The following is a 26,344-nucleotide window of genomic DNA, read 5'->3' on the forward strand; positions in this document are numbered from 1 at the left end:
GCGACCTACACGAGCCTCCTGTCGGAAGCCCAGCGGGACAGCTCGTGCCGGTTCGACGTCTGCGTCTTGCGCAGCACGCTCGACACGTGGGTCTCCACCGTCTTCACGGAGATGAACAGCTCCTTCGCGATCTCCTTGTAGGCGTAGCCGCGGGCCAGCAGCCGCAGCACGTCCCGCTCCCGCTTGGTCAGCTGGTCGATCTCCGGGTCCACCGGCGGTGCCGCACCGGGCCGGTCGGAGAACGCGTCCAGCACGAACCCGGCCAGGCGTGGCGAGAAGACCGCGTCACCGGCCCGTACGCGTCGCACGGCGTCGGCGAGGTCCCGGCCCGAGATCGTCTTCGTGACGTAGCCGCGGGCTCCGGACCGGATCACCGAGATGACGTCCTCCGCGGCGTCGGACACCGACAGAGCCAGGAACACCGACTCGGTGCCCGCCGCGCGCGCCCGGCGCAGGATCTCCGCGCCCCCGCCGCCGGGCATGTGCACGTCGAGCAGCACCACGTCCGGCGCGAGGTGCCCGACGCCGGCCACCGCCTCGTCGACGGAGCCCGCCTCACCGACGACCTCCAGCACGGGGCTGCGCCCGTCGCCACGGTCCAGCTCGGCGCGCACGCCGGACCGGAACAACGCGTGGTCGTCGACCAGGTAGACCCGGATACCGGTGTCGTCCGGACCGGCCGGAGTCCCCGGCGCGTCGGCGGTGGTCATGCCGTCTCCTTCTCCGTCAGCGGCATCGACAGCCGCACCTCCGTACCCTCCCCGGCCCCGGTGCGGATCCGGACCGTGCCGCCGTGGCGGCGCATCCGGGCGTGCACCGAGTCCGCGAGGCCGTGCCGGTCGTCGGACACCGCATCCGGGTCGAAACCGGTGCCGCGGTCCCGCACGAACACCTCGGCCGCGCCCGGACCCTCGTCCGAGGCGGGCTCGACCTCCACGTAGACGTCGACCTCGGACGTCCCCGAGTGCTTCGCCGCGTTCACCATCGCCTCGCGCGCCGCCAGGACCAGGGCGCGCAGGTCGTCGTCGAGCTCGGCGTCACCGACCAGCACCGGGCCGACGGCCACCGCGTAGGTGTCCTCCACCTCGCCCGCGACGCGCGTGATCGCCGCCGACAGCAGCGTCTCCACCGCGTCCGGGCTGCCGCCGCCGCCCCGGGCGCGCCCGCCCGGCCCGTAGAGCCAGGCACGCAGCTCCCGCTCCTGGCCGCGGGCCAGCCGCTGCACCTCGCGCGGGTCGCCGGACTGGCGCTGGATCAGCGCGAGGGTCTGCAGCACCGAGTCGTGCAGGTGCGCGGCGATCTCGGCGCGCTCGGCGGCGACCGCGCGGGCCCGGCGCTCCTCGCCGAGGTCGCGCACCAGCCGTACCCACCAGGGGACGGTGAGGACCGCGACGCCCAGCAGCGTCGCCAGCGCCGCGAGGATCCCGAACCGCACCTGGCTCAGGTCCAGGTTGCCGAGCAGGAACACCGCCAGCCCGGTCAGGACGAGCGCGGCTCCGAGCACGGTGCGCGCCAGCGCCGCACGACCGCCCGTGACGCGGCTGCGGGCGTCGCGCGCCCACCGCCGTCGCTGCGCCTCGTCGGCCTCCCGCCACACGACGGCCGCACCGACCGTCGCCAGCCCCAGCGGGCCGGCGATCCAGCCGAGCACGGCCGAACCCGAGGTCGCCGCGACCAGCGACAACCCCAGCCCCAGCGTCAGCAGCCCGGCGGCCTGCAGGCGTTCGGACCGGGTGACGGTCCGCTCGACGACGGCGGCCTCCTGCCGCAGGAACACCCACAGCAGGCCGTAGGCCAGGACCCCCGCCCAGCCGAGCAGGGTCAGCGCGACGAAGGCCGCCCGGATCCAGCGGACGTCGACGCCGAGGTGGTCGGCCACCCCGCCCGCGACGCCGCCGACCATCCGGCCGGAGCGGCGCCGGGTCAGCGGGACGCGTGCACCGGGGCGCGGCGGTACCGGGCCGCCCGGCCGCGGGGGGACGGCGTCTCCGGGCGGCGAGGGCACCGGGCCGGCGGGCACGGGCACCGTCGGCCCCGGTCCCCCGTCGGCCCCGGGCCCGTCAGCTCCGGACACGGTCGCCCCGGGTGCGGCGGCACCGGGCCGGGCGGTACCGGGCGGCGCGACACCGGGCGACGGGGCCGCCCACGGAGCGGCGGTGGGCCGCGTCGGCGCGTCCGCCGACCCCGGTGCGGTACCGGTCGAGGGGTCCGAGCTGTTCACGACCCCATCGTCACACGACCCGCGCCGGATCCCCTCCGGATCGGGACCGGGGTCCTCTCGGGGTTGTCCCCGAGACGCCGGGGCCCGCCCGGGCGGCAGGCTCGACGCCATGAACCAGACGCAGCTGCCCGGGAGCGGCCGACCACCGTCGGCGTCGTCGACGGCCCGGAACACCATGCGCGACATGTGGGACTCCCGGCCCCTGCGTCCGCGCGACGACCGCAAGCTCGCCGGCGTCTCCGCCGCGATCGCGCGCCGCTACGAGATCGACCCGACGCTGGTCCGGGTCGGGTTCGTCGTCGCCGCGATCGTGGGCCCCGGCATCCCGCTCTACCTGGCGGGCTGCGCGGTCCTGCCGGACGCCGGCCCGCCCGGCAGCCCCGTCCCGCCGCGCAGCGGACCGTCCTCCGCGCTGTCGGTGACGCTGCTGGTCCTGGCCGCGCTGCTGGCCGTCCCGCTGGTGCTGTCCGCCGACCGCGTCATTCCCGCCGTCGTCACCGTCGCGCTGCTCGTCGCGCTGCACGTGACCCGGGGGAACCGGCCCGGGGCCCGGGAGGCCGCCGCGTCGCCGACACCCGTGGTGCCGTGGGTCGCGGACCCGCACGCCCCCACCGTGGCGCAGGTGACGCCACCGGCCTGGGACCCGCTCGGCGCCGCACCGTTCGCCTGGGACCTGCCCGAACCGGGCCCGGAGCCGGGTCCGCCCCCGGCGCCCCGCTCGACGCTCACACCGATCACGCTGGCCGTGTCGCTCGTCGTCGCCGGGATGGTGGGGGTGCTCGCCCTGGCCGCACCGGGTGCCGTGCCGGCCTCGGCCGTCCCGGGGGCCGCGCTCGCCGTCGTCGGGATCGGGCTGGTCGTCGGCGCGCTGCGGCGCGCCGGACGCTGGCTGGTGCCGTTCGCGGTGCTGCTCGCACTCGTCACGGCGGCCACCATCCCGCTCAACGACGCCGTCGGACCCGACGGCTGGGCCGTGCGCGGCGGCGTCGGGGAGACCGTCGAGGCCCCCGCGACCGTCGCGCAGCTCGCCCCGGAGTACCGGCGCGGCACCGGTTCGGTCCAGCTCGACCTGACCCGCCTCGACCTCACCGCGACGCCCGGCGCGACCGGACCGGTCCGCACCCGGGCCGAGGTCGGCGCGGGCGCGGTGGAGATCCGCGTCCCGCGCGACGCCGACCTGCTCGTCCGCAGCTCGGTGGGCACCGGCGACCTGACCGTCGACGGGCAGACCCGCACCGGGCAGGACGTGGACCTGACCGTGAACGACCCCGGCCCGGACGGACCCGGTGGCCGGGTGCTGGAGCTCGACCTGCGGGCCGAGCTGGGAACCGTGGAGGTCACCCGTGGATAGCTCGCTCGCCCGTCGCGCCGACCCGTTCGCCCTCGTCGCCGGGGTCCTGTCGCTGCTGGTCGCGGTGTGCGGGGTCCTCGGGATCGCCCCGTGGGAGGTCGTCGACCTGCGCTGGGTGCTCGCCGGGACCGCCGTTGTGGCCGGGATCGCATTCCTGATGGCGAGCGTGCGTAACTCCCGGGCCACATCGGACGACTAAAGGGGCATCACGGGAGCCGGCGGGCTGGGGAGCGCCGCCGGACCCGCCGCCGCCCGCGTGGCAGCGGTGTCCGACGGGGGTCGGACACCGCGAGGCCCGGGCTGGCCGGGGCGGGGCCGAGACATCGGCCCCGCCCCTGTTACGTCAGGCCCCGGTCACTCCCACTCGATGGTGCCCGGGGGCTTGCTCGTCACGTCGATGACGACCCGGTTGACCTCGGACACCTCGTTGGTGATCCGGGTGGAGATCCGCTCGACGACGTCGTAGGGCAGCCGGGTCCAGTCCGCGGTCATCGCGTCCTCGCTGGACACCGGGCGCAGGACGATCGGGTGGCCGTAGGTGCGGCCGTCGCCCTGCACACCGACGCTGCGGACGTCGGCCAGCAGCACCACCGGGCACTGCCAGATCTCCCGGTCCAGCCCGGCCGCGGTCAGCTCCTCGCGGGCGATCGCGTCCGCGGCCCGCAGCGTCTCCAGCCGGTCCCGGGTGACCTCGCCGATGATCCGGATGCCCAGGCCGGGGCCGGGGAACGGCTGGCGGGCGACGATGACCTCGGGCAGCCCCAGCTCGGCACCGACCATCCGGACCTCGTCCTTGAACAGCGCGCGCAGCGGCTCGACCAGGTCGAACTCGATGTCGTCGGGCAGACCGCCGACGTTGTGGTGGCTCTTGATCACCGCGGTGCCGTCGCCGCCGCCGGACTCGACGACGTCGGGGTAGAGCGTCCCCTGGACCAGGAACCCGACGTGGTGGTCGGCGACCACCTCCGCCGTGGCCGTCTCGAAGACCCGGATGAACTCCCGGCCGATGATCTTGCGCTTCTGCTCGGGCTCGGTGACCCCGGCGAGCGCGTCGAGGAACCGGTCGGCGGCCTCGGCGACGTGCAGGGTCGCGCCGGTGGCGGCGACGAAGTCCTTCTCGACCTGCTCGCGCTCCCCGGACCGCATCAGCCCGTGGTCGACGAACACGCAGGTCAGCCGGTCACCGATGGCGCGCTGGACGAGCGCGGCGGCGACGGCGGAGTCGACCCCGCCGGACAGCCCGCAGATCGCGCGGCCGTCGCCGACCTGGGCACGGATCGCCTCGACGGTCTCGTCGATGATCGACGCCGTGGTCCAGGACGGGCGGATGCCCGCGATGTCGTGCAGGAACCGGCGCAGCACCTCCTGGCCGTGCGGCGAGTGCCCGACCTCGGGGTGGTACTGCACGCCGGCCAGGCGCCGGTCGGTGTCCTCGAACGCGGCCACCGCGACCCGGTCGGTCGACGCGGTGACGGTGAATCCCGCCGGGGCCGCGGTCACCGAGTCGCCGTGGCTCATCCACACCGGGTGCGTGCGGGGCAGTCCCTCGTGCAGCGTGCCGGGGGTACCGGTCAGCGCGACCTCGGTGCGGCCGTACTCGCGGGTGCCGTCGTGGGCGACCTCGCCGCCCAGGGCCCGGGCCATCGCCTGGAAGCCGTAGCACATGCCGAACACCGGGATACCGGCCTCGAACAGCGCCGGGTCGACCGCGGGGGCCCCGTCGGCGTACACGCTCGCGGGGCCGCCGGAGAGGATCACAGCGGCGGGCTCGCGGGCCACGATCTCGGCGACGGGCAGGGACGCGGGCACGATCTCGGAGTAGACGTCCGCCTCGCGCACGCGACGGGCGATGAGCTGCGCGTACTGGGCGCCGTAGTCCACGACGAGGACGGTCGGGGTCTGCACACGACCAGGGTAAACGGGCGATCCAGGTCACCCGTCGTCCGTACCGTCTCCTCGATCCTGATGATCCCCGCCGGCCGCGGGCGGTACGGCGTAACGGCGAGGCCCGGTTGCTCCGATGGGGGGAGGACGGCACCGTACGACCTGGAGGCACCCCGATGGCCACCACCCCGACCGGCCACACCACCGGCACCGGCGACACCCCCGCCGACCCGGCCGTCGACGGCGCCACCACCACGACCGCCGCGCCGCTCGTCCCCGCCCAGCGCCCCGCGCCGGAGCAGGAGACCCGCCCGGCCGCCGGCACGCTCGGCACCGGCGCGCTCGGGGTGGACGCGCTGGGCCTCGGGGCGCTCGGCACCACCGGGCTGCTCGGCGGGACCCCGGCCCCGGTCGCCCCGGTGCAGGCACCCGCCGCGCCCCCCGTCGCGGCCCCCGTCGACGAGCCCGCGGTCGCGGAGCCGGTCCGGGAGTCCGCACAGCCGGTTCCCGGGGCCCCGGTCGTTCCCCGGGCCCGCGCGTTCCGGGCCCGCATCCTGCCCGTGTTCCTGTGCGCCGCCGCCACCGGCACCGCGGCGATCGCCGCCGCGGGCCTGATCATGACCCCGTCGGCGACCTCGCCGCTGCCCACCCCGCGGACCGTGACCGCCTCCGGCCCGACGGTGCCGCAGGGCCCGCCGCTGCCGCAGGCCGTCGCGGCGTCGCTGGTCGGGTCCGCCGCCGGGACCGGGCTGTGGGCCGGGGACCCGGTCGTCGCGATGACCGCCTGGCGCGACAACGGCGGGCTCACCCACCTCACCGCGATCGGCGACGGCTTCACCCGCGTCGCCGACGCCGCGGGCCGTCAGGACGCGGTGGCGCTCGCCGTCGCCTGCGGGCGGCTGCAGGCCGCCATCGACGCCGCACGGGCCTACGACGCCGTGCCCGACGCCGTCGCGCAGACGTCCTGGACCGCGCTGCTCGACCACGGCACCGCCGCCGCCACCGCGGGGACCTCCGGGGCGCTCGCGCTGGACCCGTCGCAGCTGTCGGTCTTCACCGCGCAGGCGAACCTGGTGCGCGACGACCTGACCGCCGTCACCGACCGCGTCCGCGCCGTCCTGGCGGGCTGAGCCTCAGTCCTCGTGCCGCCCGCGCGAGCGCAGCGGCGGCGGCTGCACCGACCCGAGCAGCGCCCGCAGGTCCGCGGCGCTCGCGGCGCGGCGCCCCAGGTCGACGGCGACCGTCGGAGCGATGTCGCGCAGCCGTCCGAGCAGGGCCGGGTCGGCCAGGTCGTACCGGCCGTCGGCGGTCCCGGTGACGATCGCGTCCGGGCGCAGCGCCCGCACCGCCTGCGGGTCCGGGCTGCGGTCGTCGCCGACCGCGTCGACGCCGTCGAGCGTCCCCGCGCAGCCGACCAGCTGGGCGCCCAGCTCCAGCAGCAGCTCCCCCACCCGGGGGTCGGTCGCCACCACCCGCACGACCGGTCCGCGCAGCGGCACCGGGGTCCCGGTCGCGTCGACGAAGGCTCGTCCACCGCCCATGGCGGCTCCGGCGGTGGGGCGGCTCATCGGCGGGCTCCTCCTGGCTGACGACGGCGTCGCCGTCGAACCTACCGCGCGAAACCCGCTCGACCCCCGCGGCGACGGGCGCCTAGCGTGGCCCGCCGTGACCAGCCCGACCGAGACCCGGATCCGCCGCGCCCTCACCAACTGCTCCAAGGGGGAGGCGACGCGGATGGTCCTGCCCGCGTGGGTCCGCGACCTGGACCCCGACCGGCTCGACGACGTCCGCGGCTGGCGTGACCCGAAGGCCCCCGACCGCGGGGTGCTGCTGGTCCCCACCGACGACGGCCCGGCCGGCGTCGTGCTGCGCGCCGCCACCGGTGCCACCCGCGCGGCGGCGATGTGCGCGCTGTGCCGGACCACCCACACCGTCGGCGGGGTCGCGCTGTTCGCCGCCCCGCGCCGCGGTGCGAAGGGGCGCCAGGGCGACACCGTCGGCACCTACATCTGCGCCGACCTGGCCTGCGCCGAGCACGTCCGCGTCGAGACGGCGACGGCCGCGCTCAAGCCCGCCCCCGGCACGACCGTCGACGAGCGACGGGCCGGGCTGCGAGAGCGGGCCGCGGAGTTCGTGGCGGCCGTGACCGCCGAGGGGTGACTCAGGTACGCAGGTTCAGCCCGACCCGCTGGAACTCCTTGAGGTCGGAGTAGCCGGTCTTCGCCATCGCCCGCCGCAGCGCGCCGAACAGGTTCGTCGTGCCGTACGGGCTGTCGGTCGGCCCGAACAGCACCTGCTCCAGGGTCCGCCCGGACCGCGCGAGGCCGGTGACCTCCGAGCGCGGCAGCGACGGGTGCGCCGCCGACGAGGTCCAGTACAGCCCGCCCGCGGGGGCCTCCGCGGCCTCGGCCAGCTGCTCGCCGAGCATGACCGCGTCGGCGCCGCAGGCCACGGCACGGGCGATGTCACCGGAGGTGCCGATGCCGCCGTCGGCGATCACGTGCACGTACCGGCCGCCGGTCTCGTCGAGGTAGTCGCGGCGGGCGGCCGCGGCGTCGACGATCGCGGTCGCCATCGGCACCCCGACCCCCAGCACCTCGTCGGTGGTGGTGGAGGTGGACTGCCCGTACCCGACGATGACGCCGGCGGCGCCGGTGCGCATCAGGTGCAGCGCGGTGCGGTAGTCCCCCACCCCGCCGGCGACGACCGGGACGTCCAGCTCGGCGATGAAGTCCTTGAGGTTGAGCGGCTCGTCGTCCGAGACGTGCTCGGCGGAGATGATCGTGCCCTGCACGATGAGGATCTCGACGCCCGCGGCGAGCAGCGCCGGGGTGAGCTCACGCGCGCGCTGCGGGCTGACCCGTGCCGCCACCGTGTGCGAGCCGTCGCGCAGCGGGCGCAGCGCCTCGGTGATCAGGTCCTGCTGGATGGGGGCCTGGTGCAGCTCCTGCAGCAGCGCCACCGCGGAGTCCGGCTCGTCGCCGGTCGCCGCCGCGACGACACGCTCCAGCGCGCCCTTCGGGTCGGCGTGCCGGGCCCACAGGCCTTCGGCGTTCAGCACCCCCAGCCCGCCGAGCTCGCTGATCCGCACCGCCGAGTCCGGCGACACCACCGCGTCGGTGGGGTGGGTCATCAGCGGGATGTCGAAGCGGTAGGCGTCGAGCTGCCAGGCCGTCGAGACGGCCTTCGAGCTGCGGGTCCGCCGCGACGGGACGATCTCGATCTGGTCGAGGTCGTAGGCACGACGGGCCTCCCGGCCCATCCCGATCTCCACGAGGTCACGCACGGGCACCACCCTAAGCGGCGCTGCTCAGGATGGTGCTGGGGCCCCCGTGACTACCGGGCGGCGTAGTTCGGGGCCTCGACGGTCATCGTGATGTCGTGCGGGTGGCTCTCCTTGAGACCGGCCGCGGTGATCCGCACCAGGCGCGCCTGCTGCAGGTCCGGAATGGTCTGCGCGCCGACGTAGCCCATGCCCGAGCGCAGCCCGCCGCCGAGCTGGTGCACCACCGAGGACAGCGGCCCGCGGAACGGGATCCGGCCCTCGATGCCCTCGGGGACGAGCTTGTCCTCGCTGAGCACGTCGTCCTGGGCGTAGCGGTCCTTGGAGTAGGACCGGCCCGCGGCACCGGCACGGCCCTGCATGGCGCCGAGCGAGCCCATCCCGCGGTAGGTCTTGAACTGCTTGCCCCCGACGAGGACCACCTCACCCGGCGACTCCGCGGTGCCGGCCAGCAGCGAGCCCAGCATGACCGTCGACGCGCCGGCCGCGATGGCCTTGGCGACGTCACCGGAGTACTGGATGCCGCCGTCGCCGATGACCGGGACGCCGGCCGGGGCGCACGCCCGGGTGGCCTCGTAGATCGCGGTGATCTGCGGGGCGCCGACCCCGGCGACGACGCGGGTGGTGCAGATCGAGCCCGGCCCGACGCCGACCTTGACCGCGTCCGCGCCCGCCTCGACGAGCGCCTTGGCCCCCTCGTAGGTGGCGACGTTGCCGCCGACGACGTCGACGTGGTCGCCGACCTCGGCGCGCAGCTTCGCGACGGTCTCCAGCACCCGGCGGGAGTGGCCGTGCGCGGTGTCGACCATCAGGACGTCCACACCGGCCTCGACGAGCTGCATCGAGCGGGCGTAGGCGTCGTCGCCGACCCCGACCGCGGCGGCGACGACGAGCCGCCCGTCCGGGTCCTTGGTCGCCAGCGGGTACTGCTCGGTCTTGTTGAAGTCCTTGATCGTGATGAGGCCGCGCAGCATGTCGTCGCCGTCGACGATGGGCAGCTTCTCCAGCTTGTGCCGGCGCAGCAGGCCCAGTGCGGCCTCCGCGGTGACGCCGACCTTGGCCGTCACCAGGGGCGCGCGGGTCATGACCTCCGACACGGGCCGGTCGGTGTCGACCTCGTAGCGCATGTCGCGGTTGGTGATGATCCCCACCAGCCGGCCGGTCTCGTCGGTCACCGGCACACCGGAGATCCGGAACTTGGCGCACAGCGCGTCGACGTCGGCCAGCGTCGCGTCGGGGCTGCAGGTCACCGGGTCGGTCACCATGCCGGCCTCGGACCGCTTCACGACCTCGGCCTGGGCCGCCTGTGCGTCCGGGGAGAGGTTGCGGTGCAGCACGCCGAGACCGCCGGCGCGGGCCATCGCGATGGCCATCCGGGACTCGGTGACGGTGTCCATCGGGGACGACACCAGCGGAACCTGGACCCGCACCCGGCGGGTCACCTGGCTCGACGTGTCGGCCGAGCTGGGGATCACGTCCGACTCGGCGGGCAGCAGCAGCACGTCGTCGAAGGTCAGTCCGAGCATCGCGAACTTGTCCGGCAGGCCGCCCATCTCGCTCGTCATCTCTCCGGGGCTCCTCTTGCGGTCGAAGCAGTGTTGTCGAGGCGGTGCGGTCGACGCTGACGGCGGGCTCCCGCCGCAGGCCGCCATCGTACGTCCACCACCCCGGGGTGGGCCGGGGCCCGACCCTCCTGCACCGGTACCGTGTACGCCGTGTCACCAGAGGCGCTGCCACCGGACCCGTTCGCCGGAGACCCGGATGACCCTGCGCTCTCGATGCAGGCCTATGACGACCGTGGTGACGGCCCGTGGCCGGGTTCCGGTGACTCCGATGTCCCCCCGTTGAACGAGACCGATCGCGGCGAGATCCTGGCCGACCTGGCGGACCTCGCCGTGTACCAGGCGCTGCTGGCGGGCCGTGGCGTCCGCGGGATCGTCGTCGACTGCGCGGACTGCGGCGAACAGCACTTCCACGAGTGGAACCTGCTGCGCGCGAGCCTGCAGCAGCTGCTCGACGAGGGCCGGATGCGGCCGCACGAGCCGGCCTACGACCCGGACCCGGCGCACTACGTCACGTGGGAGTACTGCCGCGGGTACGCCGACGCGACCCTCGCCGACTGAGCGCGGCACCCCCCGAGACACACGACGGGCCCCGGAGGAGATCCTCCGGGGCCCGTCGCCGTGCTGCGTGCCCGACCGCGTCAGTTCGGCGTGCTGCTCACCGCACCGGTCGTCGTCGACGACGGCGGGGTCGTGGTGTCGTCCGACGGGTCGGCCTGCCCCTCCCCGGCCGCGGTGGGCCGGGTCGTGGGCGCCGTCGTCGGGGTCGTCGGGTCCGCCTGACCCTCCGTCGTCGGCGAGGTCTCCGACGGCGACGGCGACGTCGTGGGCGAGGTCTCACCCGGCCCGTTCAGCACGGACGGGTCGGTGGTGCCCTCCGGGGAGGTCGGGCCGCCCGGGGTGGTCTCGCCCTGCGTCGGACGCGGGTCCGGCGCCGGGGTGTCCTCGTCGCCCTCGGAGACCGGGGGCGGCGGGGCCGGGGTCCCGTCGCGCAGCGGCGACCGCGGGTCGGTCGGCGTGCCCGGCGGGGTCTCGGCGACCTTCTGGCTCAGGAAGCGGTTCTGCTGCTCGAAGTCGTTCCGCAGGTCGGGCGCGGTGCGGTCCACCAGCGGGCCGAGCGCGGCGAGTTCCTGCTGCGCACCGACGGTGTCCCCGGCGGCGAGCTTGGCGTTGACCCGCTCGATGCCCTCGCGCAGCGTGGTCGCGGCCTGCACCTGTTCGGCGCGCTCGCTGTAGAGCACCCGGGAGACACCCCACAGGGCGTCGCCCGGCTCGGCCTCGTGCGCGCTGATCGAGACGACGGCCAGCGCACACGCCGCGACCGCCGCGGCGGCGACGAGCGGACGCAGGAAGGAGACCTTCCGCGACGGCTTCGCCGGCTGCAGGATCTGCACGGCCTCGTCGGTGTCGAGGAGCTGCGGGATCGGGTCGCGCTCGACCTCGTCCTTCCAGGACGAGAGCATCGCGGCCAGGTGGTCGTCGACGTCGTAGCCGCGCCGGCCGGGGCCGGACACGCCGAGCCCGGAGGACAGGGCATTGATCAGCTCGTCGTCGGCCTGGAGCTCGACGAGGTCGATCGGGCCGTCGTCCTCGACGCCGTCGAGGTCGTCCCACTCGTCGGCGCGGGCGGCGTGCCGCGGCACGACCGGCTGCGGGACGGTGCGCCCGTCGAACGGCACCGGGTGACCCCGGTGACCGAGCGGATGCGAGTGGCCGTTGGTGTGGCCGTCGGTACGGGGAGGGCGGGGCTCGCCGAAGCGACCACGCGTCACCGGTGCGGGCGGGCGCTCCCAGCCCTCACCGGGCGGCGGGGGGAAGCCCGGACCGTGCGGACCCTGGTCACGCATCCCGGACCACCTCCTCACTCATCATCTTCCTCAGCCGGGCCAGCGCCCGGTGCTGGGCGACGCGGACGGCGCCCGGGGTGGAGCCGACGGCCGCCGCGGTCTCCTCCGCGGACAGGCCCACGACCACGCGCAACACGATGATCTCCCGATGCTTGTCCGGAAGGATCTCCAGGAGCTTGGACATCTCCTCCGACAGTTCCACCTGCAGGGCCCGGGACTCCGGACCGTCGGACGACTCCATGCGGTCCGGCACGTCGGCCATCGGTTCCGAGCGGTTCCGGGACGCAGCCCGGTGCGCGTCGATGACCTTGTGGGACGCGATGCCGTAGACGAAGGCGAGGAACGGGCGACCCTGCACCCGATACCCCGGCAACGCCGTGAGCACGGCCACGCAGACCTCCTGGGCGACATCGTCCGCCGAGACGGACCCTCGGTCGGTCCCCAGACGGGCGCGGCAGTAGCGCACGACGAGGGGCCGAATCATGGCGAGAACGCGCTCGACCGCGGACCGATCGCCGGCCATGGCCGCTTCGATCCACTCGTCGGGAACGTCTCTTGATTCACTCATCGTGGGGAACCGCCCAGGCGTTACGAGCTTCCAGCAGTGTCATCCGATCGTGGAGGCAACCCGCGTCCGCGCAGGTGGGATCGGCTCGGATCCACCGTATCCGAGCGGGGCTCGCCGACGGGAGTCGCTCCATGTCAGATCAGACGATCGTGCACTGTTCCGGGTTGCGCGGGGCCGCACCGGAACACGTCCACGGGGCGGCCACGGTCGGCGAGCGGTTCGTCACCCACCGCAGATTTGCGGTCACCGGACGCAGTGAAGATCGTCCGTGCCCGATCACCGGCGGTGGACCGCCCGGCGCGGGTCGCGTCCGGTTCGGCGCGGAGTCCGGACGGGTCGCCGCCGGGGCCGCGGGGCTGCGGCGACGCATGTGACACCAGGGACGAGGGGGACGCCGGATGACGATTCCCGGCGTCCCCCCGACCGCTCGTCGGACGAGGGCCGATCGGGGGCGGACGGTTACGGCGTCCGGCGGATCCGTCGTCGGCCTCGCCCGGGGCGGCCGTGCGCCCCGGCGGGGTCCGGTCGCGGGGAGCACGACCGGCGTCCCGTCACCGGGGCGCCGGACCGGCCGGAGCCGGTCGGGGCGGGGGTCCCGGGCGTGGTGTCCCGGGTGCGGGCCGCGGGGTCTGCAGCGGCCCGGGTGCGTGGGCCGGACACGGGGATGTCCGGGCGTGGAGCCGGACCGCGGGGGTCGGTCCGGCTCACGATGCCCACCCGCGGACGGGTGGGTGGAGCGGCCGGTTCGGGGTCGGTCGCTCGGTGGTGCGTTCTCGTGCCGTTCCGGGTGGGGACCCGGTCAGGACACCAGGCCGCGCCGGAAGCCGTGGGCCACGGCCTGTGCGCGGTCACGGACGCCGAGCTTGCGGAACAGCCGGCGGGCGTGGGTCTTCACGGTGTCCTCGGAGAGGTAGAGCTCGCGGCCGATCTGGCCGTTGCTCTTGCCCTGGCTCATCCCGCGCAGCACCTGGAGCTCGCGCTCGGTGAGCTGGACCCCCGGGTCGGTGGGCACGCGCGGGGTCGGCACCGAGGTGCTGGCCAGGGTGTGCGCCAGCGCGGCGACCAGCTCGGGACGCGAGGCGTCCCAGCGCAGGTAACCGCGTGCCCCACCGGCGATGGCGGCGGCGATGCTGCCGGCGTCGTCCGGGGCTCCGAAGACGATGACGTTGGCCTGCGGGTGGGCGGCCACCAGTCGCCGGGTGGCCTCCACCCCGGTGGGCACAGCACGCTGCGTCCCGACCAGGACGACGTCGACGGACTGGCGGGCGTAGCGGGCGAGGAGCTCGTCCCCGTGGGCGACGCAGTCGATGCGCTGGACCCCCGGGACCGCGGACATGACGCGAGTCAGTCCCTCGCGGACGCTGCGACGATCGTCGCAGATGAGTACCGTCGTCACGACGATTCCTTCCTGCAGCTTCCTGCAGCCGGGTGATTCTTCACCCTCCGAATCGGCGGGTGACACTCTCACCTTGACACGGTCGGGGCGATTTTGTGCCCTCCGTTCGGCGCTCTGACCCACGTGCATCAGCGTCATGTGGGTGAAGCGTCGCCGAATGGAGTAGTCCGTACGGTACATCGTCCGGGCCCGGCTCCGGGCACTACTCCCGCAGCAGGTCTCGCCCGCTACGGTCACTTCGCGTATAGAGGACGCTCACCGTGTGCAACACCGCATGTCGGCGACCCTCCGCATCCGCTCGGCGACTGCGCGTATCGAATGGTGACGCTCCGGCGTGTCGCGCTCCGGCGACCGGTCCGGAACCGGCCTCCGGGGTCGCCCGATCGGCCCCGCGGCGCCCGCGGTACGGCCGAGCGGGTACGGCATCCGGACCATCTCCGGCGGGGTCCGCTGCTCCGTCCGGCCCTGGTCCCGGCCCGGTGAGGTCGGACCGGGCGAGCAGCGCGGGGCGGTGCAGCGGTAGCAGTCCGTGCGCGAGCGCGTCCGCGGCCACCGCGTCCAGCTCGGCGACGACGTCCGCCCGGTCGTGCCCCGCCACCCCGGCGGCGACCGCCCGGACCAGGCGGCTCTTGAGCACGTGCCGCGCGGACCCGAGCGCCCGCGCCCCGGCCAGCGCCTCGTCGGCGGCGGCGAGCGCCGCGGCCGGGTCGCCCGCGACCAGTGCCGTCTCCGCGGTCACCCAGCCGTGGCGGACCCGGGTGCGGTGGCCGTGCGGACCGCACCACGGCCCGGCCCGGCGCAGCAGCACGGCGGCGGTCGCGGCGTCGAGGCGGCCGAGCGCGTCGGCGGCGAGCCCGGTCAGCGCGTCGGCGACGGCCGCGGCCCGGCCGAGGCCCCACGGCCCGGGGTCGCCCGGGGTCACCGCGCCCGGCAGCACCAGCCGGAGCGCGGCGCCGTCGAGTGCGGCCGCGGCGCGGTGCCCGCCGAGCTGGCGCAGGTGCGAGGCCCGGGTGACGGTCGCGTGCGCCCGCGGCACGACCCCGGTCGCCGGGTCGCGGCGCACCCCGTCGAGGAGCGCGGCCGCGGCCGCGTAGTGCCCGGAGCCGCCCCGGGCGACGGCGGCCGCCCACCGCAGCTCCGCCGGCCCGTCCGGGCGCGCCGCCGCGGCCACCTCCCGGTCCGTCACCACCCCGGCGAGCAGGGCCCGGACCTCCGCCGACGGCGCCCGCCGTGCACCACCCTGTCGGACGTGCACCATCGTTCACCTCGAATCAGGTTTGCGGCCGCCATGGCCAGGGAATCTGAGCGTCGTCAGGTTCGATAGCGAAGGCAGGTGACGAACATGGCGGACATCCGGAGGCTTCCCGGCCCGGTCGCCGACATCTACGACTGGCAGATGGAGGGAGCCTGCCGGGGGATGGACAGCGCGTTCTTCTTCCATCCCGAGGGTGAGCGCGGTCCCGCCCGGGCCCGTCGTGAGACCCGAGCGAAGCAGGTCTGTTCCGAGTGCCCCGTGGTGCAGCAGTGCCGCGAGCACGCGCTGAAGGTGCACGAGCCCTACGGCATCTGGGGCGGCCTGTCCGAGTCCGAGCGGGACGCGATCATCCGCGGTCCGCGCCGCACGCTCAAGGTCGCCGCCGAGGCGACCGTCCAGCCGGTGGAGATTCACACCGCCTAGAGAGCCCCGACCGGCGGGGGCTCCCATCTCCCGTCGGACGGCACACACTTCCTGCCCCGCAACGCACAACGGCGGGCGACCCGAGGGTCGCCCGCCGTCGTCGTGCTCGGACCGGATCAGTGACCGTGACCGTGCCCGTGGCCACCGGCCGGGGCCGGGTCGGCCTTCTCCGGCTTGTCCACCACGGCGCTCTCGGTGGTCAGCACCATGCGCGCGATGGACGCGGCGTTCTCCACCGCCGACCGGGTCACCTTGACCGGGTCGATGACGCCGTCGGCCAGCAGGTCGCCGTAGGAGCGGGTGGCCGAGTTGTACCCGGTCCCCCAGCCGCCCTCGGCGACGCGGGACACGACGATCGCGCCCTCGTCGCCACCGTTCTCGGCGATCCAGAACAGCGGCGCCGACAGTGCCCTGCGGACGATCGCGACACCGGTCGCGGCGTCACCGGTCAGGCCCAGCCCGCCCTCGAGCTCGGCCGCGGCGTGCACCAGCGCGGAACCGCCGCCGGGGACGATGCCCTCCTCGACCGCCGCACGGGTCGCCGCGACGGCGTCCTCGATGCGGTGCTTGCGCTCCTTGAGCGCGGTCTCGGTGGCGGCACCGGCCTTGATGACCGCGACGCCGCCGGAGAGCTTGGCCAGGCGCTCCTGGAGCTTCTCCTTGTCCCAGTCGGAGTCGGACTCCTCGATCTCGCGCTTGAGCTGCGCGACACGACCCTCGACGTCGGCCTTGGAGCCGGCGCCCTCGACGATCGTGGTGGCGTCCTTGGTGACGACGACGCGACGCGCGCGGCCCAGCAGCTCGAGCCCGGCCTCGTTCAGCTTCAGGCCGACCTCGGGGTTGATGACCTGACCGCCGGTGGCGACCGCGAGATCGTCCATGAACGCCTTGCGGCGGTCACCGAAGAACGGCGACTTGACCGCGGCGACCTTGACGGTCTTGCGGATCGAGTTGACGACCAGGGTGGACAGCGCCTCGCCCTCGACGTCCTCGGCGATGATCAGGAGCGGCTTGCCCTCGCCGAGCACCTTCTCCAGCAGCGGCAGCAGGTCCTGGATGGACCCGATCTTGTCGCGGTGCAGCAGGATGTACGGGTCGTCGAGCGCGGCCTCCATGGACTCGGAGTCGGTGACGAAGTACGGCGACAGGTAGCCCTTGTCGAACTGCAGACCCTCGGTGATCTCCAGCTCGGTCGAGAGGGTGGAGCCCTCCTCGACGGTGATCACGCCGTCCTTGCCGACGGTGTTGATCGCCTGGGCGATCAGGTCGCCGATCTCCTGCTCGCGCGAGGCGATGGCGCCGACCTGCGCGATGTGGCTCTTGGCGTCGACCGGGGTGGCCTTCGCCAGCAGCACCTCGGAGACCTTGGCCGAGGCCGCGGCGATGCCCTGGCCCAGCGCGAACGGCGCCGCACCGGCGGCCACGTTGCGCAGACCCTCCTTGACCAGCGCCTGGGCCAGCACGGTGGCGGTGGTGGTGCCGTCACCCGCGACGTCGTTGGTCTTGGTCGCGACGGTCTTCGCCAGCTGCGCGCCGAGGTTCTCGTACGGGTCCTCGAGGTCGACCTCACGGGCGATGGTGACGCCGTCGTTGGTGACGGTCGGGCCGCCGAACTTCTTGTCGATGACGACGTGCCGGCCGCGCGGGCCGAGCGTCACCTTCACCGCGTCGGCGAGCTGGTTCACGCCGCGCTCGAGCGCGCGACGGGTCTCCTCGTCGAAGCTGATCTGCTTCGCCATGTCTTGTTCTCGCTGCCTCTCGGGATACTCGGGTTCTCGGGGGAGAGACGCGACCGCCCCGGTGCGGGCCACCCGTGAGGGTGGACCACCCGGGGCGGTACGTCAGGCGGTGCCTCGCGTCAGTTGACGACGGCCAGCACGTCGCGCGCGGAGAGGATCAGGTACTCCTCGCCGTTGTACTTGACCTCGGTGCCGCCGTACTTCGAGTAGATGACGACGTCGCCGACGGCCACGTCGAGCGGGACGCGGTTGCCGTTGTCGTCCACCCGGCCCGGGCCGACGGCCAGGACCTTGCCCTCCTGGGGCTTCTCCTTGGCGGTGTCCGGGATGACGATGCCGGAGGCGGTGGTGGTCTCCGCCTCGCTGGCCTGGACGACGAGCTTGTCCTCGAGCGGCTTGATGTTCGCCACGACGATGACCTCCCCTTCCTGGGGTGAATCCGGTGTCACGGGTTCTCTAGCGGTGTCAGCAGCGCGCACGTGGCGACTCCCGCCCCGCCGTCGCGGGTGCCGGGGCGGAGGTCGTCCGCCGCGCGCGTTGGCACTCTATCCATGAGAGTGCCAGAAGCCGAGCGGGGGCTCAACCGCGCCGTTCGGGCGTGTCGGGAGTTCCCGGTCGTCGCCCGTTGTTCACGTGCTCGTCGCCCGGCGGCCCGGTGTCACTCGATCGGGAGCGTTGCACTGCACATCGTGGTCACCTCCCGCCGTTCGCTGCTGCGCGCCGGACTCACCGCCGCCGCCGTCACCGCCGCCGCACCCCTGCTGCCCGGCGCCGCCGCCGCGGCGCCCCGACCCGCCCCGGCCCGGCCGCCGGGCGACCCGTTCGGGCTCGGCGTCGCCTCCGGGGAACCCGATCCGACCTCGGTCGTGCTGTGGACCCGGCTCGCCACCGACCCCGTCGCCGAGGACGGCCTGGGCGGGCTCGGGAACCGCGCCACCGACGTCGAGTGGGAAATCGCCGACGACGAGCGTTTCACCCGGGTCGTGCGTCGCGGCCGGGTCCGCACCGGGCCGGACGCGGGCCACAGCGTGCACGTCGAGGTGCCGGGCCTGCGCCCCGGCCGGGACTACCACTACCGCTTCCGCGTGGGCCGCACCGTCTCCGACGCCGGCCGCACCCGGACCGCGCCCCCGCCGGCGGCGATGACGCCGGTGCACATGGCCTTCACCTCCTGCTCCCAGTTCGAGCACGGGTGGTTCACCGCGTACCGGCGGATGGCCGAGGAGCGCCCGGACGTGCTGCTGCACCTGGGCGACTACATCTACGAGTACCCGGCGGAGGACTACGTCGCGCCCGGCGGGAACGTGCGCGACCACGCCGGCCCGGAGACGACCACGCTGGCCGGCTACCGGCAGCGCCTGGCCCAGTACCACGCGGACCCCGACCTGCAGGCCGCGCACGCGGCCGCGCCCTGGCTCGTCGTGTTCGACGACCACGAGGTCGAGAACAACTGGGCCGGCGACGTGCGGGAGCTCCCGCTCGACCCGCCTGGGGACTTCACCGCCCGCAAGGCCGCCGCGTTCCGCGCCTACTGGGAGAACATGCCGCTGCGCGCCGCCCAGCGCCCCCGCGGCGCCGCCATGCGGCTGTACCGCCGCGTCGGCTGGGGCGGGCTGGTCACCTTCCACATGCTCGACACCCGCCAGTACCGCGGCGACCAGCCCTGCGGGGACACCTTCCGCAGCGACTGCGCGGAACGCACCGACCCGGCCCGCTCGCTGCCCGGGTCGGCGCAGGAACGCTGGATCGCCGACGGCTTCGCCCGCTCCCGCGCCCGCTGGGACGTGCTGGGCCAGCAGGTGTTCTTCTCCCAGGTCGACTTCACCCCGGGCGCCGGGCGCGGCTTCAACCCCGACGCGTGGGACGGCTACCCCGGCTCCCGGGACCGCGTCGTCGACTCCTGGACCGCGGCCACACGGCGCGGCGGCGCACGCAACCTCGTCGTGCTCACCGGCGATGTGCACGCGCACTGGGGCGCCGACGTGAAGCGCCGCTTCGACGACCCCGCCTCGCCGGTGGTCGGGACCGAGCTGGTGTCCAGCTCGATCACCTCGGGCGGCGACGGCTCGGAGAAGCAGACCGGCTCCGACGCCGTCCTCGCCGAGAACCCGCACATCCGGTTCCACAACAACCGCCGCGGCTACGTCAGCACCCGGTTCACCGCGGACCGGATGGAGGCCGAGTTCAAGGTGGTGCCGTTCGTGAGCCGGCCGGGCGCCCCGGTGCAGACCCGCGGACGGTTCGTGACCGAGGACCGTCGGCCGGGCCTGCGACCGCTGTAGCGGAGTAGGTTCGGACGCGTGGCTGACCTGGTTCTCGGCGCGAACGTCTTCGGCTGGACGGCGGACAGGGAGACCTCGTTCGCCGTCCTCGACGCGTTCGTCGCCGCCGGCGGACGGATGATCGACACCGCGGACTCCTACATGTGGCGCGCACCGGGGAACTCCGGCGGCGAGTCCGAGACGATCCTCGGCGAGTGGATGGCCGCCCGCGGCAACCGCGACGCGCTGCACCTCGCGACGAAGGTCGGCGCGCTGCCCGGCCGCGAGGGCCTGTCGGCGGCGAACGTCGCGGCCGCGGCGCGGGACTCGCTGCGCCGCCTGGGCACCGATCGGATCGACCTCTACTACGCCCACCGCGACGACGAGGCGACCGCGCAGGAGGAGACCCTCGACGCGTTCGACGCCCTGGTCCGCGAGGGACTGGTCCGCGAGGTCGGCGCGTCGAACTTCTCCCCGGAGCGGCTGCGGTCGGCGCTGGAGATCTCCGCGCGCGACGGGCTGACCGCGTTCAGCACCATCCAGCCGCACTACAACCTCATGGAGCGCGACGCCTTCGAGGCGGGTCTGGCCCCGCTCGCGGAGTCGGAGAAGCTGGCCGTCCACCCGTACTACGGGCTGGCCAAGGGCTTCCTGACCGGTAAGTACCGGCCCGACTCCCCCGCCCCGGAGGGCCCGCGCGCCGAGGGCGCGGCGGCGTACCTGGACTCCCGCGGCCGCGCCGTGCTGGCCGGGCTCGACGAGATCTCCGCCGGCTACGGCGTCCCGGTCCCGGCGGTCGCCCTGACCTGGCTGGCCGCGCAGCCCGCGGTGACCGCGCCGATCGCGAGCGCACGCACCGTCGAACAGCTGGAACAGCTGCTGCCGATGCTCACCCTGGAGCTGACCGACGACGAGCTGCGCCTGCTGTCCTACCTGTCCGCGACGTCCTGAGCGGCCTTCCGCACGCGGTCGCGGCGCATCGTGTGGGCGTCGGCCATCGACGGCCGGTAGTAGCGCCTGCGCAGCCCGACCACGGTGAACCCGTGGCTCTCGTACAGCGTGCGGGCCGGGACGTTGTCGGTGCGGACCTCCAGGAACACCGTGGCCGCCAGCTCGTCGGCGACGGCGAGCAGACCCCGCAGCAGCGCGCGGCCGATGCCGTGGCCCTGCCACGCCGGGTCGACGCCGATCGTGTGCACCTCCGCCTCGGCCATCGGCGGCCCGGCGACGACGGCGAGCCCGGCGTAGCCGACCAGCTCGTCACCGGCGCGGGCGGCGAGGTAGAGCTGGCCGGAGGAGACGGCGTCGCGGAAGGCCTGCGCGCTCCACGGGTCGTCCCCGGGGAACAGGATCTCCTCCAGCTCCGCGCAGCGCGCCGCGTCGGCCCGGTACAGCGGGCCCAGCGAGACGGTGGCGTTCACGCGGTGACGCGCTTGCGGCCGGTCGGCGGGGCGGCGTCGGGGCGGCGCAGGTAGAGCGGCTCGACCGGGGCGGGGGCCCGGCCGGCGAGCAGGTCCGCCGCGGCGACGCCGACCAGCCCGTCGACGGTCGGGGCGCCGGGGCCGCCGATCTCGCGGCCGAGCCGCCGGGCGAACGCCGGATCGCCGACCACGGTGCCGATCGCCAGCTCGTCCAGGCGCGCGGCCAGCGCCTCCGGGGCCTCGACGGCCGGACCGGTCAGCCTGCGGACCGAGCGGGCGTCGGCGGGGTCGGACGCGTCGTAGGCGGCCCAGTAGACCTCCGTGCGCCGGGCGTCGGTGACGACCAGCAGATTCCCGCCGGTGTGCAGCCCCCAGGCGAGGGCGTCGTGGGTGACGACGCCGTGCACCGGCACGTCCAGGGCGTGGCCGAGTGCTGTGGCCGAGGCGATCCCGACCCGCAGCCCGGTGAACGGGCCCGGACCGGCACCGACGACCACCGCCCCGACCTCGGCGAGCGCGTGGCCCGCCTCGGCGCACAGCGCACGGACCGCGGGCATCAGCAGCTCGCCGTGGCGGCGGCCGTCGTGCGCGCGGGCGGCGAGGGTCCGCGGTCCGCCGTCGGGGCCGAGGTCGACGAGACCGGCGGTGACGACGGTCGTCGCGGTGTCGAGGGCCAGTACCAGCACGCCCGCGAGCCTACGGACGCGCGGTGCGGCGCAGCGTCGCGACCCGGGTGTCGTCGTCGCGGCGCTCCAGCGTGATCGTCACCGCGGACCCGGCGAGCCGCTCCGCGACCCCGACCCCCCACTCGACGGCGACAACCGCCCGGTCCAGCTCGGTGTCGAGGTCGAGGTCGTCCAGCTCGGCCGCGACATCGGGTGGTCGGGCCGCTGTGCCGTCTCCGATCAGCCGGTAGGCGTCGACGTGCACCAGGGCCGGGCCGTCGCCCGCGGAGGGGTGCTCGCGGGCGATCACGAAGGTCGGCGAGGCCACCGTGCCGGTCACCTCGAGCCCGCGGGCCAGGCCGCGGACCAGGGCGGTCTTGCCCGCGCCGAGCGGGCCCGCCAGGAGCACGACGTCACCGGCGACCAGCTCGCGCCCGACCGTCTCACCGAAGGCCTCGGTGTCGGCGACGGTCGGCAGCTCGGTGACGACGGCGTCCGCGCCGGGGGCGGGGATCACGGCCGGTCCTTCTTCCGGGACCGGCCGGCCCGGGCCGGGGTGCGGCTGCCCCGGCGGACCCGGCCCGCGCTGCGCAGCAGGCCCTGCAGCGCGCCGCCCGACTCGGCCTGCTCGTCGTCGGTCGTGTCGGTGAGCTGCGGCGGGCGCTTGGCCCGCAGCCCGCCGCCCGCGGTGCGCTCGGTGGTGCGGGCGATCAGCGCGTCGAGCTCGGCGTCGACGACCTCGGGCTGCTCCAGCATCGGCATGTGCCCGACCCCGGGCAGGCGCACCAGCCGGGCGGTCGGGATCGCCTCGGCGATGACCTCGCTGTGCCGCCACGGGATGATCCGGTCGCCGTCGCCGGCCAGGACGAGCACCTCGCAGCCGGACAGGCCGGGCAGCGCCGCGAGCCGGTCGTGGGTGCCGAGGGTGTCGACGAAGTCGGTGAGCGCGCCGACGGCGTTCGAGTCGATCATCGTGTCGACGAGGTCGACCATCCGCGGGTCGACCTGGCGGTCGCCGTAGGCGAAGCGCTTGGTGAACACCCAGATGATGTCGCCCAGCGCGCGCCGGCCCGTCTCGACCAGGCCGGGCTGCCACGCGGCGAGCCCGCCGAGGGCCCGGATGACCGGGTTGCGCCGGGACAGGAACGTACCCGGCAGCCCCGAGGACGCCATCTCCCCCGCCGAGGTCGACACCAGCGCCACCCCGGCGACGCGCTCGTGGAACAGCTCCGGGTGCTGCTCGGCCAGCGCCATCACGGTCATGCCGCCCATCGAGTGCGACACCAGCACCAGCGGACCCTCGGGGGCCAGCGCGCGGATGACGGCGTCGAGGTCGCGGCCGAGCTGGTCGATCGTGCAGGAGTCCGCGGGTGCCCGCTCGGAGCGGCCGTGGCTGCGCTGGTCGTAGAGCATCATCCGCACCGACGGGCCGGTCAGCCCGGCCAGGTGCGGCCGCTGCTCGGACCAGGTGCGCCGGTCCAGGGCGAAGCCGTGCACCAGCACCACCGTCAGCGCGGGCTCCGAGCCGTCGGCCGGCGCGACCACCTCGCAGGCGATGCGGACGCCGTCGTCGGCCATCACCGACATCTCCTCGCCGACGGTGCCCGGCGGCGTCCCGGCGTGCGCGGACATCTCGGTGGCCAGGCTGCGACGGGTGGCGGCGATCTTGCGTCGCTGCGCGGCGACGCCGACCCCGGCCGCGGCGCCCGCCGCGCCGACCACACCGCCCGCGATCCCGGCGACGGTCCATCCCCTGCGGCTCATGCGACTCCCCCGCGCCCGTCGGTCACCGTGCGGCGCACCCGCCCCCGGACGCCCGTGACGATCTCGTAGTGGATGGTGCCCAGCTCGTCGGCCCACTCGCGGGCCGTCGGTCCGCCGTCGGCGCCGGTGCCGAACAGCTCGACCGGGTCGCCGATCGCGACCGGCAGTACCCCCGGCCGCCCGCAGTCGACGACGAACTGGTCCATGCAGACCCGCCCGGCGACCGGCCGGACCGTGCCGCCGATCCGCACGCGCATCCGGCCGCCGTCGTTGAGCCGGCGCGGGACGCCGTCGGCGTAGCCCAGCGGCACCAGTGCCAGCGTGCGCGGTTCGCGGGCGACCCACTCGTGGCCGTAGGACACGCCCTCGCCCGCCTCGACGGTCTTGGTGAGCGCGACCCGGCCGCGGAGCGTCATCGCCGGGCGCAGCGGGCTGTCTGCGGGGCGGGCGATCGGGTCGAGCCCGTAGACGGCGATCCCCGGCCGGACGACGTCGAGGTGCAGGTCGGGGCGGGTCATCAGGCCCGCCGAGTTGCACAGGTGCAGCTGCGGGGCGAACCCGCGGTCCCGGGCGAGCGCGGCGGCGGCGTGCAGCCGCGCGGCCTGGCTGTCGACGGCGGGCTGGCCCGGCTCGTCGGCGGCGGCCAGGTGCGACCACACGGCCGCGACCTCGCAGGTGCCGTCGGCGACGCCGTCGGAGACGTCGTCGAGCAGGGCGGGCCACTCGCCGGGCGGGCAGCCGTTGCGCGACAGCCCGGTGTCGGCCTTGAGGTGCAGCCGGACCGGGCGGCCCGCGGCGCGGGCACCGGCCAGCACCGCGGCGAGGTGCACGCGGCCGGACACCGACAGCTCCACCCCCGCGGCGACGGCGGCGGCGAAGTCGGCGTCGGGCAGGTGCAGCCAGGACAGCAGCGGCGCGTCGACGCCGTCGGCCCGCAGCGCGAGCGCCTCCTCCAGGGTGGCGACGCCGAGCCGGGTCGCCCCGGCCGACAGCGCCGCCCGTGCGACGGCGGCGGCGCCGTGGCCGTAGCCGTCGGCCTTGACCACGACCATGGTCTCGGCCCCGGACGCGAGACCCGACAGGTACCGGGTGTTGTGCCGGACGGCGTCGAGGTCGACCACCGCCTCGGCCGCCGGTGCGCCCGGTCCGGGCCGGGGCCGCGGACCGGGTGCGGGGTCGGTCGTGGGTAGCACGGCCCCGATCATCGCATCCCGGTCCGCCGCGGCCCGGTCCCGAGCCCGGCTCAGTCGGTCCCGGCCTCCATCGCGGCGCGGTCGAGGGACTCCTCGGCCTGCTCGGCGTCGGGGTCCGACGGCGTCGCGGTGATCTCCGCCGCACGCCCGGCCTCGATCTCGCCGACGAACGTGCCGAACTCGCCGCCGAGCATCCCGGTGGCCGAGTACTGCTCCAGCTTGGCGCGGGAGTCGGCCAGGTCCAGGTTGCGCAGGGTGAGCTGGCCGATGCGGTCGCCCGGGGTGAACGGGGCGTCCTCGACGCGCTCCATCGAGAGCCGGTCCTCGGCGTAGGCCAGGGCGGGGCCGCGGGTGTCGAGCACCGACCAGTCGTTGCCGCGGCGCAGCCGCAGCGTGACCGACCCGGTGACCGCGTTGCCGACCCAGCGGGTCAGGGACTCGCGCAGCATCAGCGACTGCGGCTCCAGCCAGCGCCCCTCGTAGAGGAGCCTGCCGAGCCGGCGGCCCTGCTCCTCGTAGGCCGACAGCGAGTCGTGGTTGTGGATCGCCGACACCAGCCGCTCGTAGGTGACGAACAGCAGTGCCATCGCCGGGGCCTCGTAGATGCCGCGGCTCTTGGCCTCGATGATCCGGTTCTCGATCTGGTCGGTCATGCCCAGGCCGTGCCGACCACCGATCCGGTTGGCCTCGGTGACCAGCGCGACCGGGTCGTCGTAGCGGGTGCCGTTGATCGCGACGGGGCGACCGGACTCCCACTCGACGGTGACGTCCTCGGTCTCGACCGCGACGGCCGGGTCCCAGAACCGCACGCCCATGATCGGCTCGACGATCTCGATCGAGGTGTCGAGGTGCTCGAGCCTCTTGGCCTCGTGGGTGGCGCCCCAGATGTTGGCGTCGGTCGAGTACGCCTTCTCCGCGGAGTCCCGGTAGGGCAGCTCCCGCTCGCCCAGCCAGGCGCTCATCTCCGCGCGGCCGCCGAGCTGGTCGACGAACGCCTCGTCCAGCCACGGCTTGTAGATCCGCAGGGCGGGGTTGGCGAGCAGGCCGTAGCGGTAGAACCGCTCGATGTCGTTGCCCTTGAAGGTCGAGCCGTCGCCCCAGATGGAGACGCCGTCGTCGGCCATGGCGCGGACCAGCAGGGTGCCGGTGACGGCGCGGCCGATCGGGGTGGTGTTGAAGTAGGGCATCCCGCCGGCGCGGATGTGGAAGGCGCCGCAGGCGATCGCGGCGATGCCCTCGTCGACCAGTGCACGACGGCAGTCGACGACGCGGGCGGCCTCGGCGCCGTACTCCAGCGCACGCTCGCGGACGGCGACGAGGTCGGGCTCGTCGGGCTGTCCGAGGTCGGCGGTGTAGGCGTAGGGGACCGCGCCGTTCTCGCGCATCCAGGCGACGGCGACGGAGGTGTCGAGGCCACCGGAGAAGGCGATGCCGACGCGCTCGCCGACGGGGAGGCTGGTCAGGATCTTCGGCACGCGCGGAACGCTAACAACCCGCTCCCGGCGCAGGTC

25 protein-coding genes and 1 pseudogene are annotated in these 26,344 nt (G+C 75.0%); 8 read left to right on the forward strand and 18 right to left on the reverse strand.

The genetic code is table 11. The features are described from left to right. Positions 1 to 5: 5 nt before the first annotated feature. Positions 6 to 710 carry a response regulator transcription factor gene (locus ND486_RS11725; protein WP_062397730.1) on the reverse strand — a complete coding sequence of 235 codons (705 nt, stop codon included), beginning with the start codon at positions 708 to 710 and terminating at the stop codon, positions 6 to 8. After that, a complete protein-coding gene (locus ND486_RS11730; protein ID WP_251784374.1) occupies positions 707 to 2,026 on the reverse strand; it encodes an ATP-binding protein in 1,320 nt (439 codons plus the stop codon). The genes ND486_RS11725 and ND486_RS11730 overlap by 4 nt, the downstream gene beginning before the upstream one ends. Before the next feature lie 304 nt (positions 2,027 to 2,330). Here ND486_RS11730 and ND486_RS11735 point away from each other — a divergent pair, with 304 nt between their 5' ends. Both ND486_RS11735 and ND486_RS11740 read left to right on the forward strand, forming a co-directional pair. Further along, positions 2,331 to 3,572: a PspC domain-containing protein gene (locus tag ND486_RS11735; RefSeq protein ID WP_251784375.1), complete on the forward strand. Its 1,242-nt coding sequence runs from the start codon at positions 2,331 to 2,333 to the stop codon at positions 3,570 to 3,572. After that, complete coding sequence (locus ND486_RS11740; protein ID WP_073576424.1) at positions 3,565 to 3,771, forward strand: hypothetical protein; 207 nt, start codon at positions 3,565 to 3,567, stop codon at positions 3,769 to 3,771. Before ND486_RS11735 ends, ND486_RS11740 begins: the two co-directional genes overlap by 8 nt. 155 nt (positions 3,772 to 3,926) lie before the next feature. Here ND486_RS11740 and guaA read toward each other — a convergent pair whose 3' ends face one another. Further along, positions 3,927 to 5,477 (reverse strand): glutamine-hydrolyzing GMP synthase, encoded by a 1,551-nt coding sequence (gene guaA / locus ND486_RS11745; RefSeq protein WP_062397738.1) that lies wholly within the window; start codon positions 5,475 to 5,477, stop codon positions 3,927 to 3,929. Positions 5,478 to 5,632: 155 nt separating this feature from the next. On the opposite strand from guaA, the gene ND486_RS11750 reads away from it, so the two are divergent. Further along, positions 5,633 to 6,586, forward strand: coding sequence for a hypothetical protein (locus tag ND486_RS11750; RefSeq protein ID WP_251784376.1), 954 nt, complete (start codon positions 5,633 to 5,635; stop codon positions 6,584 to 6,586). Between the two features lie 3 nt (positions 6,587 to 6,589). On the opposite strand, the gene ND486_RS11755 is transcribed toward ND486_RS11750, so the two are convergent. Then, positions 6,590 to 7,024, reverse strand: coding sequence for a hypothetical protein (locus tag ND486_RS11755; protein WP_145983100.1), 435 nt, complete (start codon positions 7,022 to 7,024; stop codon positions 6,590 to 6,592). Between the two features lie 97 nt (positions 7,025 to 7,121). Between ND486_RS11755 and ND486_RS11760 the strand changes: the two genes are divergently transcribed. Then, entirely contained in the window at positions 7,122 to 7,616 is a 495-nt protein-coding gene (locus ND486_RS11760; protein WP_073576428.1) for an FBP domain-containing protein, read from the forward strand. A gap of 1 nt (position 7,617) precedes the next feature. Here the strand turns inward: ND486_RS11760 and ND486_RS11765 are convergent, their stop codons facing one another. Both ND486_RS11765 and guaB read right to left on the reverse strand, forming a co-directional pair. Continuing rightward, a complete protein-coding gene (locus ND486_RS11765) occupies positions 7,618 to 8,742 on the reverse strand; it encodes a GuaB3 family IMP dehydrogenase-related protein (protein WP_208823117.1) in 1,125 nt (374 codons plus the stop codon). A gap of 50 nt (positions 8,743 to 8,792) precedes the next feature. Further along, positions 8,793 to 10,304: an IMP dehydrogenase gene (gene guaB, locus ND486_RS11770; RefSeq protein WP_178376007.1), complete on the reverse strand. Its 1,512-nt coding sequence runs from the start codon at positions 10,302 to 10,304 to the stop codon at positions 8,793 to 8,795. A gap of 165 nt (positions 10,305 to 10,469) precedes the next feature. Here guaB and ND486_RS11775 point away from each other — a divergent pair, with 165 nt between their 5' ends. Further along, positions 10,470 to 10,862, forward strand: a complete 393-nt coding sequence (locus ND486_RS11775) for a DUF5319 domain-containing protein (RefSeq protein ID WP_218622931.1) — start codon at positions 10,470 to 10,472, stop codon at positions 10,860 to 10,862. An 80-nt stretch (positions 10,863 to 10,942) separates the two neighbouring features. On the opposite strand, the gene ND486_RS11780 is transcribed toward ND486_RS11775, so the two are convergent. The 4 genes from ND486_RS11780 to ND486_RS11795 all read right to left on the reverse strand — a co-directional run bounded on the left by ND486_RS11780 (position 10,943) and on the right by ND486_RS11795 (position 15,367). Continuing rightward, entirely contained in the window at positions 10,943 to 11,980 is a 1,038-nt protein-coding gene (locus ND486_RS11780) for an anti-sigma-D factor RsdA (RefSeq protein WP_251784377.1), read from the reverse strand. 160 nt (positions 11,981 to 12,140) lie between these two features. Further along, positions 12,141 to 12,716 carry a sigma-70 family RNA polymerase sigma factor gene (locus ND486_RS11785; protein WP_062397752.1) on the reverse strand — a complete coding sequence of 192 codons (576 nt, stop codon included), beginning with the start codon at positions 12,714 to 12,716 and terminating at the stop codon, positions 12,141 to 12,143. A 799-nt stretch (positions 12,717 to 13,515) separates the two neighbouring features. Further along, positions 13,516 to 14,112, reverse strand: coding sequence for a response regulator transcription factor (locus ND486_RS11790; RefSeq protein WP_010225624.1), 597 nt, complete (start codon positions 14,110 to 14,112; stop codon positions 13,516 to 13,518). Between the two features lie 202 nt (positions 14,113 to 14,314). Beyond that, positions 14,315 to 15,367, reverse strand: coding sequence for a hypothetical protein (locus ND486_RS11795; protein ID WP_251784378.1), 1,053 nt, complete (start codon positions 15,365 to 15,367; stop codon positions 14,315 to 14,317). Between the two features lie 87 nt (positions 15,368 to 15,454). Between ND486_RS11795 and ND486_RS11800 the strand changes: the two genes are divergently transcribed. After that, complete coding sequence (locus tag ND486_RS11800) at positions 15,455 to 15,790, forward strand: WhiB family transcriptional regulator (protein ID WP_062403765.1); 336 nt, start codon at positions 15,455 to 15,457, stop codon at positions 15,788 to 15,790. Between the two features lie 116 nt (positions 15,791 to 15,906). On the opposite strand, the gene groL is transcribed toward ND486_RS11800, so the two are convergent. Together groL and groES are read right to left on the reverse strand one after the other, a co-directional pair. Further along, positions 15,907 to 17,529 (reverse strand): chaperonin GroEL, encoded by a 1,623-nt coding sequence (gene groL / locus ND486_RS11805; RefSeq protein WP_178376004.1) that lies wholly within the window; start codon positions 17,527 to 17,529, stop codon positions 15,907 to 15,909. 119 nt (positions 17,530 to 17,648) lie between these two features. Beyond that, positions 17,649 to 17,939: a co-chaperone GroES gene (groES, locus tag ND486_RS11810; protein ID WP_020623960.1), complete on the reverse strand. Its 291-nt coding sequence runs from the start codon at positions 17,937 to 17,939 to the stop codon at positions 17,649 to 17,651. A gap of 279 nt (positions 17,940 to 18,218) precedes the next feature. Here groES and ND486_RS11815 point away from each other — a divergent pair, with 279 nt between their 5' ends. Continuing rightward, the gene (locus ND486_RS11815; RefSeq protein WP_251784379.1) at positions 18,219 to 19,811 is read left to right on the forward strand and encodes an alkaline phosphatase D family protein; all 1,593 of its coding nucleotides are present in this window, start codon (positions 18,219 to 18,221) and stop codon (positions 19,809 to 19,811) included. 18 nt (positions 19,812 to 19,829) lie between these two features. Next, complete coding sequence (locus ND486_RS11820) at positions 19,830 to 20,741, forward strand: aldo/keto reductase (RefSeq protein ID WP_251784380.1); 912 nt, start codon at positions 19,830 to 19,832, stop codon at positions 20,739 to 20,741. Here ND486_RS11820 and rimI read toward each other — a convergent pair. From rimI to argG, 6 genes and pseudogenes are all read right to left on the reverse strand, one after another. Beyond that, positions 20,720 to 21,211 carry a ribosomal protein S18-alanine N-acetyltransferase gene (rimI, locus tag ND486_RS11825; RefSeq protein ID WP_251784381.1) on the reverse strand — a complete coding sequence of 164 codons (492 nt, stop codon included), beginning with the start codon at positions 21,209 to 21,211 and terminating at the stop codon, positions 20,720 to 20,722. The genes ND486_RS11820 and rimI overlap by 22 nt on opposite strands. Then, the gene (tsaB, locus tag ND486_RS11830; RefSeq protein ID WP_251784382.1) at positions 21,208 to 21,897 is read right to left on the reverse strand and encodes a tRNA (adenosine(37)-N6)-threonylcarbamoyltransferase complex dimerization subunit type 1 TsaB; all 690 of its coding nucleotides are present in this window, start codon (positions 21,895 to 21,897) and stop codon (positions 21,208 to 21,210) included. The genes rimI and tsaB overlap by 4 nt, the downstream gene beginning before the upstream one ends. 10 nt (positions 21,898 to 21,907) lie before the next feature. Continuing rightward, on the reverse strand, positions 21,908 to 22,393 hold the full coding sequence (tsaE, locus tag ND486_RS11835; RefSeq protein ID WP_251784383.1) for a tRNA (adenosine(37)-N6)-threonylcarbamoyltransferase complex ATPase subunit type 1 TsaE: 486 nt from the start codon (positions 22,391 to 22,393) through the stop codon (positions 21,908 to 21,910). Beyond that, positions 22,390 to 23,640 (reverse strand): alpha/beta fold hydrolase, encoded by a 1,251-nt coding sequence (locus ND486_RS11840; RefSeq protein ID WP_251784384.1) that lies wholly within the window; start codon positions 23,638 to 23,640, stop codon positions 22,390 to 22,392. Before ND486_RS11840 ends, tsaE begins: the two co-directional genes overlap by 4 nt. After that, the gene (gene alr / locus ND486_RS11845) at positions 23,637 to 24,833 is read right to left on the reverse strand and encodes an alanine racemase (RefSeq protein ID WP_251784385.1); all 1,197 of its coding nucleotides are present in this window, start codon (positions 24,831 to 24,833) and stop codon (positions 23,637 to 23,639) included. The genes ND486_RS11840 and alr overlap by 4 nt, the downstream gene beginning before the upstream one ends. A gap of 202 nt (positions 24,834 to 25,035) precedes the next feature. Beyond that, positions 25,036 to 26,308 (reverse strand): annotated as a pseudogene (gene argG, locus ND486_RS11850) (argininosuccinate synthase); the annotation flags it as partial. Between the last annotated feature and the right edge of the window lie 36 nt (positions 26,309 to 26,344).

This window comes from Pseudonocardia sp. DR1-2 (genome assembly GCF_023717215.1).
Lineage (GTDB): Bacteria > Actinomycetota > Actinomycetes > Mycobacteriales > Pseudonocardiaceae > Pseudonocardia > Pseudonocardia alni.

Coding starts and splice junctions, on each gene's coding strand:
- guaB (WP_178376007.1), bottom strand. CDS start 10,304: ATGACGAGCGAGATGGGCGGCCTGCCGGACAAGTTCGCGATGCTCGGA.
- groL (WP_178376004.1), bottom strand. CDS start 17,529: ATGGCGAAGCAGATCAGCTTCGACGAGGAGACCCGTCGCGCGCTCGAG.
- ND486_RS11725 (WP_062397730.1), bottom strand. CDS start 710: ATGACCACCGCCGACGCGCCGGGGACTCCGGCCGGTCCGGACGACACC.
- ND486_RS11840 (WP_251784384.1), bottom strand. CDS start 23,640: ATGAGCCGCAGGGGATGGACCGTCGCCGGGATCGCGGGCGGTGTGGTC.
- ND486_RS11735 (WP_251784375.1), top strand. CDS start 2,331: ATGAACCAGACGCAGCTGCCCGGGAGCGGCCGACCACCGTCGGCGTCG.
- ND486_RS11755 (WP_145983100.1), bottom strand. CDS start 7,024: ATGAGCCGCCCCACCGCCGGAGCCGCCATGGGCGGTGGACGAGCCTTC.
- ND486_RS11785 (WP_062397752.1), bottom strand. CDS start 12,716: ATGAGTGAATCAAGAGACGTTCCCGACGAGTGGATCGAAGCGGCCATG.
- ND486_RS11750 (WP_251784376.1), top strand. CDS start 5,633: ATGGCCACCACCCCGACCGGCCACACCACCGGCACCGGCGACACCCCC.
- ND486_RS11800 (WP_062403765.1), top strand. CDS start 15,455: ATGGCGGACATCCGGAGGCTTCCCGGCCCGGTCGCCGACATCTACGAC.